Source organism: Sphingomonas sp. PP-F2F-A104-K0414, assembly GCF_004340945.1.
Taxonomy (GTDB): Bacteria; Pseudomonadota; Alphaproteobacteria; order Sphingomonadales; family Sphingomonadaceae; genus Sphingomonas.
The window spans coordinates 47,499-70,132 of the sequence record NZ_SLYD01000013.1 but is presented as its reverse complement, the minus strand read 5'-3'; the positions used below and the strand labels follow the sequence as shown (position 1 = coordinate 70,132).

General features: G+C 67.0%; 26 protein-coding genes. 5 read left to right on the top strand and 21 right to left on the bottom strand.

The window, feature by feature from the left end; all coding sequences use genetic code 11:
- Positions 1 to 625: 625 nt before the first annotated feature.
- The 5 genes from C8J46_RS20330 to C8J46_RS20310 all read right to left on the bottom strand — a co-directional run bounded on the left by C8J46_RS20330 (position 626) and on the right by C8J46_RS20310 (position 3,459).
- On the bottom strand, positions 626 to 1,096 hold the full coding sequence (locus C8J46_RS20330) for a hypothetical protein (RefSeq protein WP_132742498.1): 471 nt from the start codon (positions 1,094 to 1,096) through the stop codon (positions 626 to 628).
- A gap of 59 nt (positions 1,097 to 1,155) precedes the next feature.
- Positions 1,156 to 1,611: a hypothetical protein gene (locus C8J46_RS20325; protein ID WP_132742497.1), complete on the bottom strand. Its 456-nt coding sequence runs from the start codon at positions 1,609 to 1,611 to the stop codon at positions 1,156 to 1,158.
- A gap of 21 nt (positions 1,612 to 1,632) precedes the next feature.
- Positions 1,633 to 1,980 (bottom strand): hypothetical protein, encoded by a 348-nt coding sequence (locus tag C8J46_RS20320; protein WP_132742496.1) that lies wholly within the window; start codon positions 1,978 to 1,980, stop codon positions 1,633 to 1,635.
- Between the two features lie 34 nt (positions 1,981 to 2,014).
- On the bottom strand, positions 2,015 to 2,608 hold the full coding sequence (locus C8J46_RS20315) for a helix-turn-helix transcriptional regulator (RefSeq protein WP_132742495.1): 594 nt from the start codon (positions 2,606 to 2,608) through the stop codon (positions 2,015 to 2,017).
- Between the two features lie 272 nt (positions 2,609 to 2,880).
- Positions 2,881 to 3,459 carry a TlpA disulfide reductase family protein gene (locus C8J46_RS20310; protein WP_243643546.1) on the bottom strand — a complete coding sequence of 193 codons (579 nt, stop codon included), beginning with the start codon at positions 3,457 to 3,459 and terminating at the stop codon, positions 2,881 to 2,883.
- 64 nt (positions 3,460 to 3,523) lie between these two features.
- Here C8J46_RS20310 and argH point away from each other — a divergent pair, with 64 nt between their 5' ends.
- Genes argH through C8J46_RS20285 form a run of 5 tightly spaced genes read left to right on the top strand, consistent with a single transcriptional unit; the run spans position 3,524 to position 8,154 of the window.
- Positions 3,524 to 4,909, top strand: coding sequence for an argininosuccinate lyase (gene argH / locus C8J46_RS20305; RefSeq protein ID WP_243643545.1), 1,386 nt, complete (start codon positions 3,524 to 3,526; stop codon positions 4,907 to 4,909).
- On the top strand, positions 4,906 to 5,148 hold the full coding sequence (locus tag C8J46_RS20300; RefSeq protein WP_132742493.1) for a hypothetical protein: 243 nt from the start codon (positions 4,906 to 4,908) through the stop codon (positions 5,146 to 5,148). The genes argH and C8J46_RS20300 overlap by 4 nt, the downstream gene beginning before the upstream one ends.
- An 11-nt stretch (positions 5,149 to 5,159) precedes the next feature.
- Entirely contained in the window at positions 5,160 to 6,422 is a 1,263-nt protein-coding gene (gene lysA / locus C8J46_RS20295; protein ID WP_132742492.1) for a diaminopimelate decarboxylase, read from the top strand.
- Positions 6,407 to 7,204, top strand: a complete 798-nt coding sequence (locus C8J46_RS20290; protein ID WP_132742491.1) for a bifunctional precorrin-2 dehydrogenase/sirohydrochlorin ferrochelatase — start codon at positions 6,407 to 6,409, stop codon at positions 7,202 to 7,204. The genes lysA and C8J46_RS20290 overlap by 16 nt, the downstream gene beginning before the upstream one ends.
- The gene (locus C8J46_RS20285) at positions 7,201 to 8,154 is read left to right on the top strand and encodes a CorA family divalent cation transporter (protein ID WP_132742490.1); all 954 of its coding nucleotides are present in this window, start codon (positions 7,201 to 7,203) and stop codon (positions 8,152 to 8,154) included. Before C8J46_RS20290 ends, C8J46_RS20285 begins: the two co-directional genes overlap by 4 nt.
- A gap of 145 nt (positions 8,155 to 8,299) precedes the next feature.
- Here C8J46_RS20285 and C8J46_RS20280 read toward each other — a convergent pair whose 3' ends face one another.
- The 16 genes from C8J46_RS20280 to fliF form a co-directional block, all read right to left on the bottom strand.
- Complete coding sequence (locus tag C8J46_RS20280; protein ID WP_243643544.1) at positions 8,300 to 8,713, bottom strand: flagellar protein FliS; 414 nt, start codon at positions 8,711 to 8,713, stop codon at positions 8,300 to 8,302.
- A complete protein-coding gene (gene fliD / locus C8J46_RS20275) occupies positions 8,695 to 10,146 on the bottom strand; it encodes a flagellar filament capping protein FliD (RefSeq protein ID WP_132742488.1) in 1,452 nt (483 codons plus the stop codon). Before fliD ends, C8J46_RS20280 begins: the two co-directional genes overlap by 19 nt.
- Positions 10,147 to 10,203: 57 nt before the next feature.
- The gene (locus C8J46_RS20270) at positions 10,204 to 11,346 is read right to left on the bottom strand and encodes a flagellar type III secretion system protein FlhB (protein WP_132742487.1); all 1,143 of its coding nucleotides are present in this window, start codon (positions 11,344 to 11,346) and stop codon (positions 10,204 to 10,206) included.
- A gap of 15 nt (positions 11,347 to 11,361) precedes the next feature.
- Complete coding sequence (fliR, locus tag C8J46_RS20265; protein ID WP_132742486.1) at positions 11,362 to 12,135, bottom strand: flagellar biosynthetic protein FliR; 774 nt, start codon at positions 12,133 to 12,135, stop codon at positions 11,362 to 11,364.
- Positions 12,136 to 12,262: 127 nt separating this feature from the next.
- Positions 12,263 to 12,532 carry a flagellar biosynthesis protein FliQ gene (fliQ, locus tag C8J46_RS20260; RefSeq protein ID WP_055874447.1) on the bottom strand — a complete coding sequence of 90 codons (270 nt, stop codon included), beginning with the start codon at positions 12,530 to 12,532 and terminating at the stop codon, positions 12,263 to 12,265.
- A gap of 4 nt (positions 12,533 to 12,536) precedes the next feature.
- Entirely contained in the window at positions 12,537 to 13,451 is a 915-nt protein-coding gene (gene fliP, locus C8J46_RS20255) for a flagellar type III secretion system pore protein FliP (protein ID WP_132742485.1), read from the bottom strand.
- Positions 13,448 to 13,702: a flagellar biosynthetic protein FliO gene (locus C8J46_RS20250; protein WP_056054129.1), complete on the bottom strand. Its 255-nt coding sequence runs from the start codon at positions 13,700 to 13,702 to the stop codon at positions 13,448 to 13,450. The genes fliP and C8J46_RS20250 overlap by 4 nt, the downstream gene beginning before the upstream one ends.
- Before the next feature lie 6 nt (positions 13,703 to 13,708).
- Positions 13,709 to 13,999: a flagellar motor switch protein FliN gene (gene fliN, locus C8J46_RS20245; RefSeq protein WP_056054132.1), complete on the bottom strand. Its 291-nt coding sequence runs from the start codon at positions 13,997 to 13,999 to the stop codon at positions 13,709 to 13,711.
- Positions 13,996 to 14,958 carry a flagellar motor switch protein FliM gene (locus C8J46_RS20240; protein ID WP_132742484.1) on the bottom strand — a complete coding sequence of 321 codons (963 nt, stop codon included), beginning with the start codon at positions 14,956 to 14,958 and terminating at the stop codon, positions 13,996 to 13,998. Before C8J46_RS20240 ends, fliN begins: the two co-directional genes overlap by 4 nt.
- A 3-nt stretch (positions 14,959 to 14,961) precedes the next feature.
- A complete protein-coding gene (locus C8J46_RS20235) occupies positions 14,962 to 15,591 on the bottom strand; it encodes a flagellar basal body-associated FliL family protein (protein WP_132742483.1) in 630 nt (209 codons plus the stop codon).
- Positions 15,592 to 15,607: 16 nt separating this feature from the next.
- The gene (locus tag C8J46_RS20230) at positions 15,608 to 17,422 is read right to left on the bottom strand and encodes a flagellar hook-length control protein FliK (RefSeq protein ID WP_132742482.1); all 1,815 of its coding nucleotides are present in this window, start codon (positions 17,420 to 17,422) and stop codon (positions 15,608 to 15,610) included.
- Between the two features lie 46 nt (positions 17,423 to 17,468).
- Entirely contained in the window at positions 17,469 to 17,891 is a 423-nt protein-coding gene (locus C8J46_RS20225; protein WP_132742481.1) for a hypothetical protein, read from the bottom strand.
- A 1-nt stretch (position 17,892) separates the two neighbouring features.
- Positions 17,893 to 19,218 carry a FliI/YscN family ATPase gene (locus C8J46_RS20220; RefSeq protein WP_132742480.1) on the bottom strand — a complete coding sequence of 442 codons (1,326 nt, stop codon included), beginning with the start codon at positions 19,216 to 19,218 and terminating at the stop codon, positions 17,893 to 17,895.
- Positions 19,212 to 19,949 carry a FliH/SctL family protein gene (locus C8J46_RS20215; RefSeq protein ID WP_132742479.1) on the bottom strand — a complete coding sequence of 246 codons (738 nt, stop codon included), beginning with the start codon at positions 19,947 to 19,949 and terminating at the stop codon, positions 19,212 to 19,214. The genes C8J46_RS20220 and C8J46_RS20215 overlap by 7 nt, the downstream gene beginning before the upstream one ends.
- Positions 19,942 to 20,952: a flagellar motor switch protein FliG gene (gene fliG, locus C8J46_RS20210; RefSeq protein ID WP_132742478.1), complete on the bottom strand. Its 1,011-nt coding sequence runs from the start codon at positions 20,950 to 20,952 to the stop codon at positions 19,942 to 19,944. Before fliG ends, C8J46_RS20215 begins: the two co-directional genes overlap by 8 nt.
- A complete protein-coding gene (fliF, locus tag C8J46_RS20205; protein ID WP_132742477.1) occupies positions 20,949 to 22,634 on the bottom strand; it encodes a flagellar basal-body MS-ring/collar protein FliF in 1,686 nt (561 codons plus the stop codon). The genes fliG and fliF overlap by 4 nt, the downstream gene beginning before the upstream one ends.

Sequence of the window (22,634 nt, the reverse complement as noted above, 5' to 3'; positions counted from 1 at the left end):
GGGAATGGAAAGCTCGACAACAGCGCCCCGAAGCCATCGCGCAAGCCGCGTAGCATCAGTCGCGCCAAACTAGAGGGCGCTCACCGAATGCATACGAAGCCTCGCCCTTCATAGCGGAGTTAAGAGAGGCGGCGACAGCTTTGGCCCGCATCGGGCGTGCCTAGGTGAGCGTCTTGCCAAAAATGGTAAGGGCGGCACCCGACTTGGCCATCGCACGATCATCAGGATGATACGGGGCCGTGTCATGTCTCAACATGCTCTGGCGGAAGATCGGAATGGCAAGCGCGATCAGGTGCGGTGCGTTAGCTACGGGCTTCAACCTCGGTCAGTGATAAATCGCGGCCATGTTATTTGTTGGTGAGCGAGAGTACATCGGGGCGCGAAGCCGCCGGGTAGTCAATTGCCACCATGCCGCTCGTACCAGGCGCTGCTTGCTACTGCTTCGACCCCATAATTCGCCAATCCGCCACGCGAGATGCCGGAGGGCCGGGGCTTGGGTGATCGTCTAGGACAAAATCTTGTCAAAAAATTGCGTGATCGGTCAACAATTCTGTCAGCTGGTTTTGACAGATCATGTTCTGTTCTGACGTGAGCGGTCAGGTTTATGTGTCAAAGGACACGCTTCCTAAATTTCCTGCAGGAATTGCAGCATCATCTTCAGGGCTTCGTCGGTCAGGCCGAGCGAACGTTGCGGCCATGCGGCGGTGTGCGGCCAGCACGTGATCAACCCGCGATGCTCGAGTGTCAGCAGCCAGCGTCGGATCGTCACTTCGGACAGCCCGGTGGCAGCCTGCACCGCGTCGATCGTCAGTGGTGTGCCCTCTTCGTAGGCGACGAACAGCCCGAGCAATATATCCCATGCGGGATCCTGGAACAGCGCCCGAGCCGACGCGAATGCTGCCGATCGGGCGCGTTGCTGATGAAGCAGGGCGCGGGCGCGGTCGAGTTCGGTCGGCGATGGCGGCTCGATACCCGATCCGGCCCCATCACCAGGGGGAGCGGCACCAAGCGGCATCCGCGGTGGCGTACCCTCTTGCAGTGAGGTGTCGGGCAAGGGGTGGTGCGCTGGGTAACGCAAACGAAGGGGGTCGCTCATCAGCGTCGATCCATATTTTGAAGTCGGTGTCGGTGTCGGTGTCGGTGTAGATTCGGCGGTCAGGGCGATCTTGACGCGCTGGACCAGTCCGGATCGCAGCCATGCGACCATCGTCGCCGGCGATGGCGTTCGGTGCCGACGATCAACAGGGCCAGCATCGGATAGGCGATCTTGCTGATCGCCGCGGCGTACATCCAGGGCACAAGGTGCGGGTCGTACGCGCGGACGCCGTGCACCGCGATCGCGAGCAGGTGCAGCGCGCTGATCCAGATCGGCCAGAACCGGTTCGCGAACAGCGCCACTGCGACCAATCCGGCCAGCAGCGCCAGGTCGATCGATAGCAATGCGGTATCGACCGACCGGAACGCGGGCCGCGCGGTGAACGCCAGCAGACTCGACAGGATCGCGGCGAGCAGGAACGCCGCCGCAACGATCCGTTCGGGGAGCCCACCATGGCGAAACGCGAACCAGCATGTCGCCAGCGCAACCGCGTAATAGACCAGGACGTGGATCACGGGGCGCAACCGAGTTCGAGGTCAGGCCGCCGCGGCGACGATCGAGAGATGGCTGATGTCCGCACCGGTGAAGAATGCCTGATCCGGTTTGGGCAGGCCATCGCCGAAACCGACGAACTTGCCGATCCGTTCGGCGCTGCGATGCGCGGCGATCACATGACCCTGTGCCTGAGCGATCGCCGCCATGGCGCCGCCAAGTTCGTGGACGACGGGTTGGGCGATCCGCGGCGTGACGCCGGCGCTGCCCCCGAACGTCGTCGTGGCAACCGCGAGGTGCGAGCAGATCGCAAAGGCCTCGGTTAATTGGGCTTCGAGCCGGTTCAGCAGGGTGCCGATATCGGTGGCGGTCTGCGTCAGCTGAGTGTCCATGCAAGTATCCGCCGATGGCGGCCTTCTCGATCGATTAGCCGGACACGTGCCCTATCCGTTCGATCAGCTCGGCGAGCACGTTGAGACCGCTCGCGAGCATGCCGAAGCCCACCGCGAGGATCACTGCGATAGCCGGTATCCAGAGCAAGCGGGCCGCGACCGGTAGGTCGTTGCTGCGTTGTCCTGTACGCCTGATCGGAAGCAGTCCCGCGAACGATGGCCGTTGGGGTGTACCGGTATCGGGGGCCACCCGGTGCGTACCGGCATCTTGGCTCACCCGGTCCGCACCGGCATCGTGGAACGCTTCCGGTTCGACGACCGGCTGAGCGATCTGTGGCACCGATGCCGGCGGCGCTGCCACCCATGAAGATTGCCCCCCGGATTGCCCGGGGCCCGACGGCCTTGGGTCCGACAGCGGGTCAATACGTTCGTGCCGTGCCAGCATGCGGGCCGCATCGCCGCGATCGGTCGCGCCGAGGATCCGGACCGCGTCGGCGATGTAGCCGTCGACGGTGCCTGGCGCGATACCGAGTTCCGCGGCGATCTGCTTGGTCTTGCGCAACGCAGCCACGCCGCGCAGCACGTCGCGGTGCCGGTTCGACAGACGATCGATGCGGGGTTCTTCCATCTCATCCCCCCTTCACCGGGCTGGCGGCATAACAGACCGAGCATGCCCTAAAGGGTTAACGGTCGGGCAAGCAACCACCTGCGCATTCGTGGCCGATGGCGGCACTTCGAAAGGACACCCGCGACGAGGCTCGGCTCATCGCATTTGAACCATTCTCTATCCGACTTGCACGTTTTTCGCTCAATCATGCGTTAGGATGCACGTGCCGGCTCGCCATCAATCTTTGGCTCGTCACCAAGGCGGGTCGGCACAAATCCCAACTCTTTCAAATGCTACCACGCCTCGGCGATCAGCTTGGCTGCCTCGGGCGTGTTCCATTCATAGCCGCCGGTCATCCGCCAGACTTCCTTGCCTGCCGAATCGTAGAGGATCGTGGTCGGCAGGTTCGCCTGATAGGCGAGGCTGAGGCCGAGCTTCGGGTCGAGATAGGGCTTCAGCGTCGAAAACTTCTTCGCGGCGAAGAACGGCGTCACCTTCTCCGCGCCCTGCAAGTCCTGGCTGACCGCGATCACCTGGACCTTGCCCGCGAGCGACTGCGCCGCGGCGTCGAGCGTCGGCATCTCGGCGACGCACGGCGCGCACCAGGTCGCCCACATGTTGAGGAGCAGCGGCTTGCCCTTGAACGTGGCGAGCGTGACGGACTTGCCGTCGGGGGCGGTGAAGGCAACCGTCGGTCCGGTCTCGCCCTTGTGGCTGCGGTCGAGCTTTTCGGTGCTGGTGGCAGGACCGGTGGCTTCGTCGGGCGCGGGGGCGGACGTAACCTCGTCAGCGGAGGCCGTGTTTGCCGCAACGACGTTTGCTTGCTCCGGCGCGGGCGATTTCCTATCGCAGCCGGCGACCAGCAGGCCCATTCCCACCAGACCGATAGTCGGAAGACGGGCGATTGGGCGCGAAGTGAACACAGGACGCAAGACCATGGACGGTTCCAATTCGATGTGGGGTGGGCGGTTCGCCGAGGGGCCAGCCGCGGTCATGCGCGAGATAAACGCCTCCATTCCCTTCGACAAGCGGCTCTGGCAGCAGGATATTGCCGGCTCCAAGGCGCATGTCGCGATGCTCGGGAAACAGGGCATCGTGTCGGCGGAGGACGCGGCCACGATCTCGGCCGGGCTCGACACGGTAGCGGCGCATTACGCCGAGCACGGCGTCGAGGAGGATCTGGTCCTCGAAGACATTCATATGCAGACCGAGGCGCGGCTGGCCGATGCGATCGGGCCGGTTGCCGGGCGGCTGCATACCGCGCGCTCGCGCAACGATCAGGTCGCGACGGACTTCCGCCTCTGGGTGCGCGACGCGATCGATCAGGCGCTGGCGGCGCTCGCCGGGTTCCAGGCGGCACTGCTCGCGCGGGCGGAAGAGCATGCGGCTAGCGTCATGCCCGGCTTCACGCATTTGCAGTCCGCGCAGCCGGTGACGCTCGGGCATCATCTGATGGCGTACCACGCGATGATCTCGCGCGACGTCGGGCGCTTCGCTGATGCCCGCGCGCGGATGAACCGGTCGCCGCTCGGCTCGGCCGCGCTGGCGGGGACGGGCTTTCCGATCGACCGCGAGATGACCGCCGCCGCCCTCGGTTTCGACGGGCCGATGACCAATTCGCTCGACGGCGTCAGCGACCGGGATTTCGCGATCGAGTATCTCACCGCCGCGACGCAGACCTCGCTGCATCTGTCGCGGCTCGCCGAGGAGTTCGTGTTGTGGGCGTCGCAGCCGTTCGGGTTCGTCGCGCTGAGCGATCAATGGTCGACGGGCAGTTCGATCATGCCGCAGAAGCGCAACCCTGATGCGGCCGAACTGGTGCGCGGGCATGCCGGGCGCATCCTCGGTTGCATGACCGCGCTGATGGTGACGATGAAGGGCCTGCCGCTCGCCTATTCGAAGGACATGCAGGACGACAAGCCGCCGGTGTTCGAGGCGCACGACCTGCTCGCGCTATCGATCGCGGCGATGACCGGGATGGTCGAGAGCGCGACGTTCCGGACCGACCGGATGCGCGGGCTGGCCGAAAGCGGTTTTGCGACCGCGACCGATCTGGCCGACTGGCTGGTGCGCGAGGCTGGCCTCCCGTTCCGCGAGGCGCATCATGTCACCGGGCGCGCGGTGAAGCTGGCGGAGGAGCGCAAGGTCGCGCTCGATGCGTTGCCGATCGAGGACCTGAAGGCAATCGATGCGCGGATCGACGAACGCGTGTACGGCGTGCTCTCGGTCGATGCGTCGGTCGCCAGCCGGACCAGCTTCGGGGGCACCGCGCCGGACAATGTGCGCGCGGCGATCCGCGCTGCGCGGGGAGAGATAGCATGAAACGGCTTCTGGGATTGGCGGGACTGGCACTGGCTCTTTCGGGCTGCGGCGCGGCGGACGGCCTGGTGCCGGCGGAGGGCAAGACGCTTCCGGTCGCGCCTTACGGTGCGAAGACCCCGCCGACCGCGGCCCAGCTGCTCGCGCCGACCACGCAGCAACGTCCGCAGCGCAGCGACGAGCTGCTCACCCAATCCGACGAGCGCCGCAGCGACGAGTTCGACCTGCCGCCGCCAAATTGAAGACCTGATCCATGGACCATTTCGCTTATCGTGACGGTGTGATGCACGCCGAAGACGTCGCCCTGCCGGCGATCGCCGAGGCCGTCGGTACCCCCGTCTACGTCTATTCGACCGCCACCTTCCGCCGCCACGCGCAGGTATTTCGCGATGCGCTGAAGCCTGCGGGGCGGGTGCATCTGGCCTATGCGATCAAGGCGAACCCCAACGTCGCGGTCCTTCGCGTGCTGGCCGACGAAGGCTATGGTGCCGATGTCGTTTCCGCGGGCGAGATGCAGCGCGCGCTGGCGGCGGGGATCCCGGCGTCGGACATCGTGTTCTCGGGCGTTGGCAAGACGCGCCGCGAACTGGCGCAGGCGCTGGATGCGGGCATTGGCCAGTTCAATCTCGAGCTGGAGGAGGAGGGCGAAGTCCTCGCCGCGCTGGCGCATGCTCGCGGCGAACGCGCGCCGGCGGTGTTGCGGGTGAACCCCGACGTCGATGCCGGCACGCACGCGAAAATCTCGACCGGGCGTAAGGAGAACAAGTTCGGCGTCGCGATCGATCAGGCGGTGGCGATGTTCGATCGGCTGTCGAAGCATGACGGGCTCGACCTTCGCGGCGTGGCGATCCACATCGGCAGCCAGCTCGCCGATCTCGCACCGTTGGAAGCCGCCTATGCGCGCATCGGCGAGCTGGTCGCGGAACTGCGCGCCGCGGGGCATACGATCAGCCGCGTCGATCTCGGCGGCGGTCTCGGCGTGCCCTACAAGCCCGATGACGTGCTGCCGAGCCCGGCCGACTACGGCGCGATGGTTGCGCGCGCGACCGCCGAATGGGACGTCGAACTGATGTTTGAGCCAGGGCGCGTGATTGCGGGCAATGCCGGCGTGCTGCTGACCGAAGTGATCTGGGTGAAGCCCGGCGTGGTCAATCCGTACGTGATCGTCGACGCGGCGATGAACGACCTCGCGCGCGTCGCGATGTATGACGCGTATCACGATTTCGTCGCGGTCGAGCCGACCGGCGAGCGGATGATGGCGAACATCGCCGGGCCGGTATGCGAGACCGGTGACACCTTCGCGATGGGCCGCGATATCGACGCGGTGAAGTCAGGCGATCTCGGCATCTTCCGCACTGCCGGCGCGTACGGGGCGACGATGGCGTCGACCTATAACAGCCGCGCGCTGGTGCCCGAGGTGCTGGTCGACGGCGACCGGTTCGCAGTGGTCGCGGATCGCATTCATCCGGAAACGATCCTGGCCGCCGAGCGCGTGCCGGAATGGCTCAAGCGGTGACATCGCCCGCTCCGCTACAGAGCCTGCCGCTGTTCGTGAGGCTAGCGGGGCGCCCGGTGATCCTGCTGGGCGAGGGCGAGGCGGCGGATGCGAAGCGGCGGTTGCTCGATAGGGCTGGGGCCGATGTGGTCGACGAGAATGCGGCGGCGTCTCTAGCGATCGTCGCGATCGACGACGAGGACGAGGCGCTGGCGGCAGTCGCGCGGCTGAAGGCGCGCGGGATCCTGGTCAATGCGGTCGACCGGTCGGCGCTGTGCGATTTCACGTTGCCGGCGATCGTCGACCGCGCACCGGTGCTGATCGCGATCGGCACTAGCGGCGTATCGGCCGGGCTGGCGGCGGCGTTGCGTCAGCGTCTGGAGGCGATCGTGCCCGCCGATCTCGGCAAACTTGCGCTCGCGTTGCAGGCGGCGCGTGGCGCGTTGCGGAAGCGCTGGCCTGATATGGGCGAGCGCCGCCGGGCATTAGCGACCGCGATGGCGGCGGGCGGGATGCTCGATCCGTTGTCACCGACGCACGACGTCGCTGCATGGCTGGTGCCGACGGACGCGCCCGCTGCGGTGCGTGACGTGGCGATTACCCTCGTCCTGCTGTCTGACGATCCCGAGGATTTGACGTTGCGCCAGGCGCGGGCGCTCGCCAGCGCCGACCGGGTCTATCACGGCCCCGACGTGCCCGCGGCGATCCTCGACCGTGCACGTGCCGACGCCGCGCGGTATTGCGCGGCGATGCCGGTGGATCCGGGCACGGGCCTCACCGTCACGATCGAGATGGCGCGATGAGCGGTTTCGGCTTCCGCATCACCAACGGCGAAGCGACGCGCGTTGGCGTGAAGGAGGCGCTCGACTGTACCGCCGACCTCGTATGGGTCCATCTGTCGACCACCGCCGAGCATGCCCAGACATGGCTACGCGACGAGGCCAAGCTGCTCGATTACGTCGTCGACGCACTGACTGCGACCGAGACGCGGCCGCGGTGCGAAGCGGTCGGCGAGGGCGCGTTCCTCAATTTGCGCGGGCGGTCGCACGAGGAACTCGATACCTCCGACATGCTCGCCTCGGTGCGGATCTGGGCGGTGAAGGGCCGAGTCTTCTCGGTCACGCGCAAACCGCTGATCGCGGTCGGCGAGGTCGAAAAGATGGTCGAGCGCGGCGAAATCCGTGATCCGGGCGACCTGATCGCCGCGTTTGCGACCGCGATCACCGCCGACCTCGATCCCGACGTCGCGACGCTCGGCGACGAGCTCGACGATTGCGAGGAACAGCTCGACGCCAACCGCGTGTTCGAACTGCGCCGCACCGTCAGCAAGGTCCGCGTGGCGGCGATCGGCTATAAACGCTTCCTCAGCCCGCAGCGTGCGGCGCTGGAGAAACTGGCGGCGTTGCCTGGCGACTGGCTCGCCGACGACGACCGTCTGCATCTCGCGGCGGCGGCGGACCGCGCGGCGCGGATGGCAGAGGAGCTTGAATCGATCCGTGAGCGTGCCGCACTGGTCCACGAGACGCTGACCGATCTGCGCGCGGAGCAGATCGACAACCGCTCGTTGATCATTTCTATCGCGGCGATGGTGTTCCTGCCGCTGACGTTCCTCACAGGCCTGTACGGCATGAACGTGAAGGGGCTGCCCTATGCCGAAGAGCCATGGGCGTTCGATGCGATCGCCGCGGCCTGCCTCGTGATCGCGGTGGGCGTCATCGGGTATTTCTCCGCCCGCCACTGGTTCAAGAGGTAGGACTTCTAACCTCGATCCTCCCCCGCCAGGGGGAGGTGGCGCCAACGGCGACGGAGGGGGAGGGGGCGACAACTGCTGTTCCGTGTCCGCCCCCTCCGACTGGCAAGCGCCAGCCACCTCCCCCTGGCGGAGGAGCATTGGAAGCTCAGGCGGCGCTGGCAGTCCGCCAGGCTTGGGCGATCTCGTCGAGCATGTCCGCAGAATCGCGGAACGGCTTGGGGTCATGGCCGAGCGAGGCGTTGATGACGGTCTTCCGCGCGCCGCCATACAGCCGCGCCAGCGTCTCAGAAATCTGGCCACCTTTTTCGAAATCGAGGCCGGCCTCCAGCGCGAACAGAATCGCGGTGGCACGCGTGATGCGCTCGCTCTTGACCGCGAACTTGCGCTTTTCGCACGCCCAGGCGGCGGCCCGCAACGCCGCGACCAGTTCCTTGTACAGCAGCTGTACCAGCGCCGGGCCGTCCGCGGTCGCAGTGTGGCCGACCGCGTCGATCTGGCGATAGGTCGCGAACGGGTCGCGCGTGAGGGTGGAGGCGTAGGTCACGAGCTCTTGTTCCACTGGGCGATCTGGCCGGTAAGAAACGTCTGCGTCGACTTATACGCCGACACGCGCGAGTTCATGCTGGCATATTGCTGCGTCAGGCGGGTCGTCAGCTGTGCCGACTGGTCGGTCACCTTGTCCTGCTGTTTGGTCACATCGGACTGCGCCGCCGTATAGCGCACGGTCGAGGCGCCGAGCCCGGTCAGCGTGCTGGTGGCGCTGGTCGTCAGCGCGGTCAGCGTCGCCGAAAGGCCGAGCGCATTGGTGCCCGACGGTGCGAACATAGATTCGATGGTGTCGGGATAGGCCGCGAGCTGCTTCGCGAGCAGCGTGGAATCGACGCGCAGGGTGCCGTCCGTATTGGTCGCGACGCCGAGTTCCGCCAACGTCCGCGGGAGACCGGCGGTCGCGCCGCCAACCAGTGGCTTCGAGGTCAACGCCTTCAGCGAGCTCAACAACGACTTGGCGGCAGGGTCGGCACGGAGATTGCCGGTGATCGGATCGGTCTGCTCGGTGATCGTCTTCAGGACCTCGTTATAGGTCGTGACGACGTCGTTGACCGCCTGCGTCAGCGCATCGGTCGGTGCGGTGCTGGTCAGCGACACGGGGACGGTCGATACGCCGCTCAGTTGCAACGTTACGCCGGAAACCAGATCGCTGACGGTGTTGCTCGGCCGTTCGACGTCGATCCCGTCGACGGTGAGCTTGGCGTTCTGTGCAGTCGACACGAGGCTGGTCTTGGTCGCGGTGCCGCCACCGATGTCGAGCGCATTGCCGGTGGCGCCCTTCAGCGTGAACGCGTTGGCGCTGCCGGTTGCGCCCTTGACCGACAGATACGCGCCGCCCTGCGCATCGGTGACGACCGAGGCGGTGACGCCGCTCTTCGACGCGTTGATCCCCGCCGCGATCGCGTCGATGCTGCCGTCGCCGATATTGATCGCGACGTTTGCGCCCCCGCCGACGTTGAGCGTCAGCGCGCCGGTGCCGAGCGATGCGGTGCGATTGGCGGCGGCGACGGGGTTCGTCGTCCGCGCGACCTGGCCGGTGGCGAGGCGCGTGACAGTGACGCTGGCCGACAGTCCCGACAGTTTCGCGCCCGACTGTGCGGTGGCGGACAGGATTGCGGCGTTCGAGCTCGTCGGTTGGGTCTGCAAGCTGCCGCCCTTCACCAGATTGGCGAGCGCGGTGGAGAAGCCGGTCATCGTGCTCTTGAGCGACGCGACGCCCGAAATCTGCGCGGTGAGCGTGTCGGATTTGGATTTCAGCGTTGCCGAGCGGGCGGCAAACTGCGCTTCGACCAGCGATGTGACCAGCGTCCCGGTGTCGACGCCCGACCCTGCGCTGAGCCCCGTCAGGAGCGCTTGCGTCGCGGTGTTGATCGCGGTCTGTGCCGCGGACGCGGTGGACGTTGGGGTGGGTGTCCCCGTCGTGCTGGTGGTCGATGTTACCATGGCGAAGTTCCTGCACGTGCGCGCTCGTCTGTAAGAACGACCGTTTGGCGGCGATGTTTAGGCCTGTTTCATGCCGTTTTCGTCGAAGCGAGCGTCCTTCGGTACGGTGACGAACGGCTGGACCCCGCCGGCCGTACCGCCCGCCGCCGCGTTCAGCCCGAATACGAAAGCGAGCACCGTCGCGATCGCCATGTACAGGTCGTCGCGGACCTCCTGATTCTCCTTGCTGGTGTAATAGATCGCACGCGCCAGCATCGGATATTCGAGGACGGGTACCCGGCCTTCTGCGGCAAGTTCGCGGATCGCAAGCGCGGTGGCGCCGCGCCCCTTGGCGACCACCACCGGCACCTGATCCTTGCCGCGATCGTAGCGCAGCGCGACGGCGAAATGCGTCGGGTTGGTCAGCACGACATGCGCCTCCGCTACCGATTTGCGCAGGCCCCCGCTCGCCATCGCGCGCATCTTCGCCCGCATCTGGCCCTTCGCCTCGCCATTGCCCTCGGTCGACTTGTGCTCGTCCTTGATCTCCTGTTTCGACATCCGCATCTTGCCCAGGCGGCGGATGATCTGGATCGGCAGGTCGATCCCGGCGATCGCGCACAGCCCGAACGCCATCGCGATCAGGATGCCCTTGAAGATCCCGCCGAGCGTCGACAGCGCCTGATTGAGATCCGCGGACGAGGCGAGGCCCATCGTCGAATGCGCCGCGTTCCACAGCATCCAGCCGCCAATCGTGCCGAGCAGGATCACCTTCAGCAACGACTTGCCAAGCTCGATCCAGCCGTTCGCGCCGAAGATCCTCTTGAGCCCCGCCGCCGGATCGACGCGGCTGTATTTGGGCGCGAGCAGGCTGCCGTTGAAGCCGAGCGAGCCGAGCCCCGCCTGGCTCAGGATCGCGGCGCCGATGCTGACGATGAACAGGGTTATGAGTGATGGCGCGAGCTTGCCGCCGGCTTCCATCAGTGGGCGCCAGGGGGAAAAATCCTCGACGTCGGCATGCGTGAACTGGAAGCTCGAGCTCATGATCGCCTTGCACGCCGAGATCAGCGTCGGCCCCGCGTAGATCAGCCACGCTACGCCGGCGAGCATGCTCAGCGCGGTCGCGAAGTCGCGCGATTTGAGGATGTCGCCTTTTTCGACCGCATCCTTCTTGCGCTTTGCGGTTGGTGCTTCGGTCTTTTGACCCGAATCCTCAGACATGGGCATCCTCGGACATCAGCCGAGCACCAGGTTTTCGGTGGCGGCGAGGCCTTCGCGGACGATCACGAGCATGTAGTCGCCCATCGTGGGGAACGCGATCGCGAGCGTGACGACGCCGACCGCGAGGCTGGCGGGGAGGCCGACCGCGAACAGGTTTAGCGAGGGCGCAGCGCGACTCAGCATGCCGACGACGATGTTGAGGCAGAGCAGCAGGAAACCGACCGGCAGCGCGAGCAACAGCCCGGCGAGGAACGCGTAACCCCCGAAAAACGCGATCGCCTTCAGTCGCTCGACGCCGATCCACGCGGCACCGGGGGGGAGCACGTCGTAGCTCTTCACCAGCAGGTCGATCAGGATCAGGTGGCCGTCGACCGACAGGAACAGCAGCGTCAGCATGATCGAGAAGAACTGGCCGAGCGCAGGGCTGGACTTGCCGTTCTGAGGGTCGATCGAGGATGCGAAACCGAGCCCCATCGCGCCGCCGATCACTTCGGCCGCGATCATCGGCGCGGCGAACGCGATCTGGAGGACGAAGCCGAGCGCGAGCCCGACCAGCGCTTCGGCGGCCGCGGAAAGGATCGTGGTGACCGCGAAGATGTTCTGCGGCGGGACGATCGGGTGCGCCGCGAGGACGAGGAACCCTATCGCGCCCGACAAGGTGACGCGCACGGTGAGCGGCACCGACACGGACCCAAACACGGGTGCGGCGATGAACGTCGCGCCGATGCGGATCATCACGAACACGAGCGCCCAAAGCTGCGGCTCGATCGAGAGGCCGAAGCCCAACATCAGTAAGTTCCCCTCCAGCTTGCGGGAGGGGTCAGGGGAGGGCGCGACGTACGTACTGGCGACCGGCTGGTGAGGCACGCCCCTCCCCCGACCCCTCCCGCTAGCGGAAGGGGAGCAGAAAGTGCGCTCATTTTACCAGATCCGGAATGCGCTCGAAAATCCCGATCGTGAAATCGCTGAGCAGCCCTAAAATCAGGCTCCCGAAGATCAGGATCGACACCGCGACCACGACCAGCTTCGGCACGAACGACAGCGTCTGCTCGTTGATCGAGGTCGCCGCCTGGATCATCCCGAGGATCAGCCCAGCCAGCAGCGCCGGGATCAGGATCGGCGCACTGGCGAGCGCCAGCACCCACATCGTCTGATTGGCGACGGTCAGGAAATATTGCGCGTCCATGCTCTCAGGTCGCGAACGAGTTGGCGAGGCTGCCCATCGTCAGCGCCCAGCCGTCGACCAGCACGAACAGCAGCAGCTTGAACGGCATGGAGATGATCGTCGGGCTGAGCATCGCCATGCCGAGCGACATCAGCACGGTCGCGACGACGAGATCGATGACGATGAACGGCAGGAAAATCAGGAAGCCGATCTGGAACGCGGTCTTCAGCTCGGACGTGACGAACGCGGGGAGCAGTACCGAGAACGGGATGTCGGTCGGCGTCGCATAGGGGCCGGATTTCGCGATCTGCGCGAACATCGTGACGTCCTTGATCCGCGTCTGCTTGACCATGAACGCGTGCAGCGGGACGCCCGCCGTCGTGATCATCTGCGTGCCGGCGAGCTGCCCGGCGGCATACGGCTGGATCGCGGTCGTGTTGATCTGGCTGATCGTCGGCGCCATGATGAAGAAGGACAGGAACAGCGACAGCCCGAGCAGCACCTGGTTCGGCGGCGTCTGCTGGAGCCCGAGCGCCTGGCGCAGGATCGCGAGCACGATGATGATCCGCGTGAAGCTGGTCATCATCAGCAGGATGCCCGGCAGGACCGTGAGCAACCCCATGATGATGAGGACTTGCAGCGAGAGCGAGAGCGAGCCGCTCTGGCCGGTATTGCCCGCGGCCTGGCCACCAAGCTGGCCGAGCGCGCGATCGACCGCGTCGCCGACGGCGGGGTTGGTTGGGGCGGGGACGCCCTGCGCGAAGGCGGGCATTGCGAGGAACAGGGCCAAGAGAACCGCGAGGCCTATCCACAGCCACGCGTTCGCGCGCTTGGCTCTTGGATTCCCGCGTACGCGGGAAAACGGTTTGGCGGAGGATGCGGCGAACAGGGCAGGGCCCGAGCCTTTCCGCGTCACCGTCGGACGAGCGACCGCGCTCATGCGTCGACCTTGTCGATCAGGTGCACGCCGCCGCGACCGACCGAGACGAGCAGCCGGCGGCCCTCGAAATCGATCACCGCGAGACGCAGGCCTGGCGAGATCATCATCGTTTCCTTGACGCCGATCAGCCGCGTCGAGGGCTTGCCCGGGATCCGGCTCTCGAACTTGCGCCACAGGTACAGGCAGCCGAACATCAGGCCGCACACGAGTGGCAGCAGGATCACGAGCTTGAGGATATAGGTCCAGAGCATCTCAGATCAGCCGCGCTTATCGGGGCTGACGAGCTCGGTCATCCGGACGCCGAAGCGTTCGCCGACCGTGACGACTTCGCCGCGCCCGATCAGCGTGCCGTTGACGAACACGTCGAGCAGTTCGTTGGCCTGGCGATCGAGTTCGATCACGCTGGATTCGCCGAGCGCGAGCAGTTCGCGGAGCGTCAGGCTGGTCGAGCCGATCTCGACGGTCAGCTTGACGTCGACATCTTGGAGCAGCCGGAAATTGGCGGCGACGGCAGCATCTACGGGGAAGCCTCCGGTCATGTCGTTCATGCTGCAAATCCTTCGTCGAAACGGGTAATCGAGGTGAGCTGGATGGCGGCGAAGCCGTTCGATGTGCCGACCGTGCCGCAGCCGAGGCGGTTGTTGCCGACCATCACCGGCACGTCGCCCGAGATGGTGATCGGGATCACGTCGCCGGGCTTCAGGTCCATCAGCATCGTCAGCTTGACGACCGGCTCGGCGAGCACCGAGCGGATCGGGAAGCGCACGTTCATGGCCGCGCGCGTCAGCTCGTTGCGCCAGGCCGGATCGGGCTCGGCCGACTTGCCGACGACCTTGGCGGTCAGCGACGGCGCATGCGGCTTCAGCGCTGAGACTGGGTAGACGAGGTCGAGGAACACCGGCTTGGCGGCGCCTGCGGCGATCCCGAAGCGCGTGACGATCATCGCGTCCTCGCCGTCGAGATCGGCGATCATCGCCGGGTTCACCTCGACGCGGGTCGGCAGGAAGTCGAACCGCGCCATCGGCTCCCACGCGGTCTTCAGCGGCGCGGCGATCATCTGGCCGATCCGCGCGACCATCGCTTCGGCGGCGGGCGAGAACTCGGTCGGCAGCGTGTGCGGCGCGGCACCGGTGCCGCCGAAGAACATGTCGAGCATCTCGAGCACGAACTTGCCGTCCATGATGCACAGCGCCTGCGCCATCCCCGGAGTCATGATCAGCGGCAGCCACGCGGTCAGCGCATCGCTGCGCTCGGCACGGTAATCGGTGAAGCGCTGGACCACCAAAGGCTCGGCCCAGCAGCGGACCTCCTGGCGCAGCAACGGCTCGAACACGCCGCGCAAACCGCGTGCGAACCGTGCCGAGAGATGCTGCAACGAATGCAGGTCGCCGAACGGATTGAGCTTGGCCCCGCCAAGCACACCCTGATGCAGCACGCCGTCCTTGGGCGCGCTGGAGCGGTCCCGGTCGCGTCGCTCGCGTGTCTTTGCTGGGGCCTCGTTAACCATGCCTCACTGAACAACGAAACTGGTAAAGTAAACGTTACCGATCCCGCCAAAGCCTTCCTTCTGCTTGAGCGTATCGTTGATCGCTTTCGCCAGCCGGACCTGCAACTGGCGCTTGCCGTCGCTGCTCATCACCTGCTCCTCGGTGGTGTCGCCGAGTGCCATCAGGATCGCAGACCGGACCGCGATATCGTTGGTCTTGAGGTTGGTGATGACCGTATCGTCATACGGCGTGGCGACCGCGATCCCGACCTGGACGAAGTGCGCTGAGTCCTGGAGATTCGAGGTGAACTCCTTCTCCATCGGGTAATAGGTCGACGCGTATTTGTCGCCGCCCTCGCCCGCGGGCGGCTTCATCCCGTGGTTTTCAGGCGCGGCCTCCTCGCCGCCGCCATGACCACCGCCCTCTTCGCCACCCTCACCGGCATGCTTCTGCTCGCTCTTGGGAACCAGCTTAGGCTTGCCGTCGTCGACTTCGGCATGGCCGCCACCAAGCAACCCGGCGTTCGACGCATAGACACCCGCGCCGACGCCCCCGCCGACCAGTACCAGCAGCGCAACGCCGCCGATCAGGATCGTCTTCATCTTGCCCTTCTTCTTCGGGGCGGCGTCTGAAGTTTCTTTTTTGTCGCTCATGTCAGGGTCCTTCGGGTCAAGCGATTCGGGTGTCTTCGGCAGCGTCCGCGATCATCGCGGCCGTCGTCGTCGTACGATTCGGAATCTGTGATGGGGCGGGTGCGCGCTGCTGGCTGGAGCCGGCATTGCCGTCACCGAGCGCGCCTTGGCCAAGCTTAAGTCCGCGTGCTTCGGCCAGTTCGGCGAGGCGCGGCTGCGCGTCGGCCAGCAGCGTCCGGGTCGCGACCTGCTCGGCGTTGAAATGGACGTGGACGGTGTCGCCATCCTTGCGCATCGAGACGTTGATCGCGCCGAGCGCGTCGGGGACCAGGCGGATTCGCGTATCGGTCGCTTCGGCGGCGTCGCGCAGGATCTCGATGCGCTCGATCATCGCGTGAGGCCAGCGCTCCTGCCGCATGTCGAGCGGGGCCCGTTGCGCTTCGGCGGTCTTGATCGCAGGCGCCGATATGGGCGCTCCGGCGGCGACCGATGGCGCGGTCGGATCGGGCGTGTCGCGCTCGTCGCGCGCCTTGGTGGCGGCCTGGATCGCGGCGCCGAATACCTGGCTGGCGGACGCGACGGTGCCCGGTTGCGGCTGGATCGCGGCAGGCTGCGCGAGCGTTAGCGCCACCGGGGTCGTCGCGTCGGTCGCGACCCAGCGCGGCGTGGCCGGCGCGGTGTCGGCGTCTGGTGCTGGCAGCGACGATTGCGCGGTCGAACCGGGTTCGCTCGCAAGACCAAGTGGGGGACTCACGCTCGAGATTTGTGGTGCGACGGGCACGGTCCCCGCTAGCGCCACGATCTGCAACGGCGGAGCCGCGACGGGCGTGGTGATGACCGGGGTGGCGGGCGTCAGGGCGACCGGCGTGACCTCTCGCGGAGAGATCTGGCTACGGTCGACGACTCCCACCGCAGGTTGCGGCGAGGCTGTGGCGACGGGTAGGGCGCTGGGCTGTGCGACTGGGCGTAGCGCGATCGGATTTTGCAGAAGTGCGGGTGGCGCGACGGGAATCGCTGTTGGCACAGCCCGTTCGGCCTGTGCGAGCTTCGTCGCGCTGCGGGATTGCCGGGGGGCCGGGGTGATCGAGGTCGTGAGGTCCGGTTCCGCCGCCACGAGAGGCTTTGCGTCTGCCGCACCGGTAGCGCTGGGTTTCGCGCCAACAATCGCCGATCCGGCGGGGGCGACGGCGTTCTCGGCCACGATCATCTTGGCGGCTTCGGGGGGCGGCGAAGGTGCGGGGGACGCGACGAGCGGGATGTCCGGGTTTGCCTGCGCAAGGGGAGGAGCGAGCGTGGGCTGCGCGATCATGGGCTGATCGGGGAGGGCCGGTTGATCGGCGAGTGTCGCGTCGGCGGTGTCGTCCGACGGGGTCGTCGGGGTGTCGTTCTTGGCCTTGCCGCCGCGGGGCGCGATCGCGAACGCCGCGGGACGCGCCGCACTGGGGCTCGGACGCGGGGCGATGGTGCGTTTGACGATGTCAGGCGTCGCGGGCTCCGGAGTTGCCGGGATTATTGGCTGTACGAGCGTTGGCGATGTCGGGCGCAGACCTGCCGCAAGCGGTTCGGCGAGGAGGGTGACGATCGCCGGGACGATCGGCTGTGCGGCCTCCGTCACGATCGGGGTCGGCAAGGTGTTGCCGGTCGCGGCGGCGTCCTGCCGGACGATCGTGCCGGCCGACGGCGCCGGGATCGCGACGATCGGAGCCGGCGTCGTCGGCTCACCCTCCGCGGCAGCGTCGTCGTTCGCCTGCGCGAAGGAACCCGCGAAATCGCCCGGCGTCGGACCATTTGGCACGGTCGTCGACCGCGCCTGGGCCGGCAGCATGGGAGAAAGAGTCGCGGTCTGGATCATGCAGGATACTCGTTCGGGTGGCGGTATGGCGCCGTTCGGCTCCCGCTCAGCAAGGATCGTGCCGAACCCTTCGGAAGGCGGGCGATTCCTCCATTGCGCGGATCGCCTTCAGCACAGCATCGGCGTCGGCGCGTGCGAGCAGCTTCTCGACCGCGGTCTGATCGCGCTTGGCGGCGCGCGTCGCTTCCGCGGCGCGGTCGACATGGTGTTCGGCCGCCTGCATGCGCTCGACTGCGGCGTCGGCGGATTTCTGCAGGCGTTCGCGGTAATGCGCGGCGGCGCCCAGCGACACCGCGACCTGCGTCTCGTGGACCGGCGCGACCGCTTCGACGAGCAGCGCGATACGCCCGGACAAGAGTTTTTCGCTGGCGAACTTGTCGTGTGCGCGGGCTTCGTCGGCGCGGGTCAGCCCGAGCTGGAGCGTGCGGACGCGGTGGATGCGGGCGAGTGTCTTGCCGCGCTTGTCCATCTCAGCCGCCGAACACGCCGGTCAGTTCGGCGACGGCGTCGTTCAGCGATACGGTCTCGTCGGCATCCTGGCGGATATATTCCATGACCGCCGGGTGGCAGGCGATCGCCGCGTCTATCGCTGGATCGGCGCCGTGACGATACGCGCCCATCAGCACGAGATCGCGGTTTTCCTCATAGGTCGCGAGGTGGCGACGCAAGGTCCGCGCAGCCTTGGCGTGGGGTGCGTCGACGATATCGGTCATGACGCGGCTGACCGAAGGGCCGATGTCGATCGCCGGATACACGCCGCGCTCGGCGAGCTGGCGGTTGAGGACGATATGGCCGTCGAGGATCGAGCGGGCCGAGTCGACCACCGGGTCGTTGCCGTCATCGCCGTCCGCCAGCACGGTGTAGATCGCGGTGATCGACCCGCCGGTGTGGACGTCGACGCCGGCGCGCTCGATCAGGTTCGGCAGCATCGCGATGGCACTCGGGGGATAACCGCGCGCGGACGCGGGTTCGCCGAGCGCGAGGCCGATCTCGCGGCCGGCATGCGCGACGCGGGTCAGCGAATCCATGATCAGCAGGACCTTCTTGCCCTCGTCGCGGAAGGATTCGGCGATCGCATGCGCGCGGAGCGCGCCGCGGATGCGAAGGACCGGCGAGTGGTTGGCGGGGACTGCGACGACGACCGAACGTTTCCGCGCTGCGCCTGCAACCTTGGTTTCGAGAAAGTCGGCGACTTCGCGTGAGCGCTCGCCGATCAGGCCGATGACGATGACGTCGGCCTGCGCGGCACGGACGATCATGCCGAGCAGCACCGACTTGCCGACGCCCGAGCCCGCCATGATGCCGACGCGCTGGCCCTGGCCGATCGTCAGCAGGCCGTTGATCGCGCGAACGCCGACGTCGAGCGGTTCGAGTACGCGGCCACGGTCGAGTGGCGACTGGAGTTTGCCGGCGAGCGGCCAGCGACCGGCGCCGCGGATCGGGCCGAGCCCGTCGATCGGCTTGCCGGCGCCGTCGACGACGCGACCGAGCAATGCCGCACCGACTTCGGCTTCGCCCGGCGCGCCGATAGGCTTGACTGGCGCCCGCGGGAGGAGCGCGGCGGCGCCGCCGAGGTTCATCATCAAGGTGCGGCCGTTGCGGAAGCCGATGACCTCGGCCTCGACGCTCGCCGCGCCCTCGCCGACTTGGCAGACAGTGCCGACCGGCAATGTCAGTCCGACCGCTTCCATCAGGAGCCCGTCGAACGAGGCTAGGCGACCGGAGACCTTTGGCTTGGCGACGAAATCGGCGTTGGAGAGGGTTTCGAGATAATCGGCGGTGAAGCGGTTCAGCATTTGGGCACCGGCACGCGGTCGATCGCGTGCGCCAACTGGTCGAGCCAGAGCTCAGGGCCGTCCTCGACGATGGTCGATGCGCTTTCGAGCACGAAGCTGCCGCGTGCAACGCCCGGATCGCCCGCGGCGAAGATCGATTTGGGCAACCGGCCTTCGAGCAATGCGACGTCTTCCGGGTGGACGCGGAGCAGCGCGGATTCGGCGGAGTCGGACAGGAGTTCGGCGGCAGTCTCGATCCGACCGGCGAGCACGTCGGGCGCGATGCCGACTTCGCCGACCAGCTTCGACACGAGGAAGAGTACCGTCTGGCGGAGCTGCGCCGCAACGCGGTCGCGGTCGATCCGGTCGTTGCCGAGCGCGCTGGCGAGATCGCCGAGCAGCGCGCCGTCCCGTGCAGCCGTTTCCTGTGCGGCCGCGGCCGCAGCGGCGAGACCCTCTGCATAGCCGGCGGCATGTGCGTCGGCGAGCGGATCGATGAACGACGACTCGCTGACCGGATCGAGCGGATCCCAGCCGGCGGTCGGGTTCACATCCTTGTCCGCCGGGCTGAAATGCTTCGGTGCGCTCGGCTCCGTCGTGAAGTTCGGGGACGCGAAGGTAGCCGGACGCACCGTCGCGCGCTCGCGGATATCCGCGGCGGCAAAGCCGGACGGCGGTGCGAACGCGCTGGCCAGGATATTCGCGGTCGTCGTGTGGCGCGACGCGAAGCCCGCCGTGAACCCGTTAGACATAATCGTCTTCGCCCCCGCCCATCTGGATCGTGCCGTCCTTCGCGAGCCCGCGCGCGATCGCGATCATCGCCTTCTGCGCTTCGAGCACCTCGGCGAGCTTCATCGGCCCGCGTGCCTCCATCTCGTCGCGGATACCGTCGGCGGCGCGCGCCGACATGCAGCCGAGGAAGCGGTTGCGGATCGTCTCGTCGACGCCCTTCAGGGACTTGGTCAGGATCTCGCTGTCGACGTTGCGGATCAACGTGCCCAGATTCTTGTCGTCGAGGTCGAGCAGATTGTCGAAGATGAACATCGCTTCCTCGATCGCCTTCGCCACTTCGCGGTCGATCTTGAACAGCTTCGGCATGACGCGCTGTTCGGTCGCTTTTCGCGCGCCCGACAGGATCTTGGCGGCCTCCCGCGTGCCACCCAACGTAACGCCGGCGCCGCCCGGCGCGGAGGCGGTGCGGTTGGCGAGCAAGGTGCGCAGCGTATCGACCGCCTCGGGCGTGATCGGCCCGAGCCGCGCGATGCGGTGGAGGATGTCGGGCTGGACCGCATCCGGCAGCAGCTCGAGCACCTGGCCGCCAATCGACGCGTCGAGGTTGGCGATCAGGACGGCGGCGATCTGTGGATGTTCCTTTTCGATCATCGCGGCGATCTCGGGCGCGTCGAGCCAGTCGAGCAGCTCGAGTTCGCAGGCGGCTTCGGCCGGGGTGATCCGCGCGAGCACGCTCTCGGCCTTTTCGCGACCGAGCGCGCGGTTCATCACCGCCTCGATCTGCGGGCGCGGGTCGAAGCCGATCGCGGTGCGCTCGCGTGCGTGGCCGACGAAATCGTCGAGCACGTCCTCGACTTCCTGCTCGGACACGTCGGCGACCTTGAACATCGCCGCGCCCAGCTGACGCACTTCCTCGGGGTCGAGCTTCTGGAGGATGGCGGCGGCCTCCTCCTCGCCGACCAGCATCATCAGCACCGCGGCGCGCTCGACGCCGGTGTAGGTACGGATGGCGACGTCGCTCACTTCGCGTCCGCCTTGATCATGTCGCGCACGGCGAGCGCGGCGCGCGTGGGATTGTCGCGGGTGAAGCCGCGGACCGCGCCGATCCGGTCGTCATAGCCACGCGTGTTCTCGAGCTGGTCGAGGCTGACCGGGGCGGCGACACCGATCCCGGTCACGCCACCCTCGCCATCGACGCCGCCGATCGGCTGGCCGAGCGCGGGGCGCGACGTGGCTTCGTCCCGCTTTTTCATGAGCGCCTTGGCGATCGGGCGGACGCCGAGCAGCAAGACCAGCAGCGCGATCAGGATCGCGGTGCCGTTGCGCGCGAGCACCGGCAGCCAGGCGTTGTCGTACCAGGCGGGACCAGCGGCGGCATCCGTCGCGCCGGCGAATTTGCGGCTGATAACCGTGACGTTGTCGTTGCGTGCCTGGTCGAAGCCGACCGCGCTCTTCACGAGATCGGTGATCTGGTTGATCTCCATCGCGGTGCGGCGGGTCTTGTCGGGATCGCGGAGGAGGACGGCGACCGACAGGCGCTTCACGCCGCCGGGCGTGGCGCGTGTGACCGAGACTTCGCGGCCGAGGTCATACGCGCGCTGATACTGGTCCGACTGCTTCATCGCATCGGGCGCGGGGCCACCGGCAACCGGCTGTGCGGCGGGCGTACCAGGATTGCCGGTCGCAGCTTGCGGCGTCGACAAGGTGCTGGCGGCGGGAGGCGTGTTGCTCAGTGCGCCGGGGATACCGCCGGGGGCAGCGCCTGCGCCGTCCTTCTGGTTGCCGGTCCAGTTGCCCGTCTCGGCGCGCAGCACGCCCTGCTTCTCATAGCTTTCACGAGTCGCCTGGCTCTCGTCGAGATTGACGTCGGCCTGCACCTCGGCGGTGAAGTTGCCCGCGCCGACCAGCGGCGTGAGCAATGCGATCAGCTGGGTGCGATACTTGTCCTCGATGCGGCGCTGGATATCGATCCGCGCGTCGCTCGCCGCACCCGCGCCGTCGTTGCCGCCAGCCTTGGTGAGCAGTGCGCCCATCTGGTCGACGATCGTCACGGCCTCGGGCTTCATTCCCGGCACCGACGAGGCGACGAGGTTGATGATCGAGCTGACCTGCGCATCGCTCAGCGAGCGGCCGCCCTGCAATTTCAGGATGACCGACGCAGACGGCGAGGCATTGTCCCGGACGAACACCGACGCTTCGGGCATCGCGAGATGCACGCGCGCCTCGGCGACGGCGTCGATCTCCTCGATCGACTTCGCCATCTCGGATTCGCGGGCCTGGCGGAGGCGTTCGCCTTCGACCGCGCGCGAAACGCCCATCGGCAACTGGTCGAGGATCGCGTAGCCGCCCGGTGCTGCTTTCGGCAGGCCCTGGCCCGCGAGCAGCATCTTGGCGCGGCTGTAATCCTCCTCGCCGACGGTCAGCGCGCCGGTGCCTTCGTCGATATGGCTCTTGATGTTGGCCGTCGTCAGCGCGGACGTAACCGCGGCCTTGTCCGAATCGGGCAGGCCGCTGAACAGCGTCTTCTGCGTCGGCGTCGACAGGCTCATCCACGCGAGTGCGGCGGCGGCGATCAAGCCGACCATCAGCGCCATCGGCAGCGAACGGCGGACCGCGGGCTGCGCAAACGCGCCCTTGATCTGCTGGAGGGGATTGGCGAACCGTTCGGTGCCGCCGGATGATGTGGGGATGAGTGCGGTGCTCAT

Bases quoted from the DNA above. Each gene is read 5' to 3' on its own strand.
- C8J46_RS20330 (WP_132742498.1), bottom strand. From the start codon at position 1,096: ATGAGCGACCCCCTTCGTTTGCGTTACCCAGCGCACCACCCCTTGCCC.
- C8J46_RS20320 (WP_132742496.1), bottom strand. From the start codon at position 1,980: ATGGACACTCAGCTGACGCAGACCGCCACCGATATCGGCACCCTGCTG.
- C8J46_RS20315 (WP_132742495.1), bottom strand. From the start codon at position 2,608: ATGGAAGAACCCCGCATCGATCGTCTGTCGAACCGGCACCGCGACGTG.
- C8J46_RS20310 (WP_243643546.1), bottom strand. From the start codon at position 3,459: ATGGGCCTGCTGGTCGCCGGCTGCGATAGGAAATCGCCCGCGCCGGAG.
- argH (WP_243643545.1), top strand. From the start codon at position 3,524: ATGGACGGTTCCAATTCGATGTGGGGTGGGCGGTTCGCCGAGGGGCCA.
- C8J46_RS20300 (WP_132742493.1), top strand. From the start codon at position 4,906: ATGAAACGGCTTCTGGGATTGGCGGGACTGGCACTGGCTCTTTCGGGC.
- lysA (WP_132742492.1), top strand. From the start codon at position 5,160: ATGGACCATTTCGCTTATCGTGACGGTGTGATGCACGCCGAAGACGTC.
- C8J46_RS20290 (WP_132742491.1), top strand. From the start codon at position 6,407: ATGGCTCAAGCGGTGACATCGCCCGCTCCGCTACAGAGCCTGCCGCTG.
- C8J46_RS20285 (WP_132742490.1), top strand. From the start codon at position 7,201: ATGAGCGGTTTCGGCTTCCGCATCACCAACGGCGAAGCGACGCGCGTT.
- fliD (WP_132742488.1), bottom strand. From the start codon at position 10,146: ATGGTAACATCGACCACCAGCACGACGGGGACACCCACCCCAACGTCC.
- C8J46_RS20270 (WP_132742487.1), bottom strand. From the start codon at position 11,346: ATGTCTGAGGATTCGGGTCAAAAGACCGAAGCACCAACCGCAAAGCGC.
- fliR (WP_132742486.1), bottom strand. From the start codon at position 12,135: ATGTTGGGCTTCGGCCTCTCGATCGAGCCGCAGCTTTGGGCGCTCGTG.
- fliQ (WP_055874447.1), bottom strand. From the start codon at position 12,532: ATGGACGCGCAATATTTCCTGACCGTCGCCAATCAGACGATGTGGGTG.
- fliP (WP_132742485.1), bottom strand. From the start codon at position 13,451: ATGAGCGCGGTCGCTCGTCCGACGGTGACGCGGAAAGGCTCGGGCCCT.
- C8J46_RS20250 (WP_056054129.1), bottom strand. From the start codon at position 13,702: ATGCTCTGGACCTATATCCTCAAGCTCGTGATCCTGCTGCCACTCGTG.
- fliN (WP_056054132.1), bottom strand. From the start codon at position 13,999: ATGAACGACATGACCGGAGGCTTCCCCGTAGATGCTGCCGTCGCCGCC.
- C8J46_RS20240 (WP_132742484.1), bottom strand. From the start codon at position 14,958: ATGGTTAACGAGGCCCCAGCAAAGACACGCGAGCGACGCGACCGGGAC.
- C8J46_RS20235 (WP_132742483.1), bottom strand. From the start codon at position 15,591: ATGAGCGACAAAAAAGAAACTTCAGACGCCGCCCCGAAGAAGAAGGGC.
- C8J46_RS20230 (WP_132742482.1), bottom strand. From the start codon at position 17,422: ATGATCCAGACCGCGACTCTTTCTCCCATGCTGCCGGCCCAGGCGCGG.
- C8J46_RS20225 (WP_132742481.1), bottom strand. From the start codon at position 17,891: ATGGACAAGCGCGGCAAGACACTCGCCCGCATCCACCGCGTCCGCACG.
- C8J46_RS20220 (WP_132742480.1), bottom strand. From the start codon at position 19,218: ATGCTGAACCGCTTCACCGCCGATTATCTCGAAACCCTCTCCAACGCC.
- C8J46_RS20215 (WP_132742479.1), bottom strand. From the start codon at position 19,949: ATGTCTAACGGGTTCACGGCGGGCTTCGCGTCGCGCCACACGACGACC.
- fliF (WP_132742477.1), bottom strand. From the start codon at position 22,634: ATGAGCACCGCACTCATCCCCACATCATCCGGCGGCACCGAACGGTTC.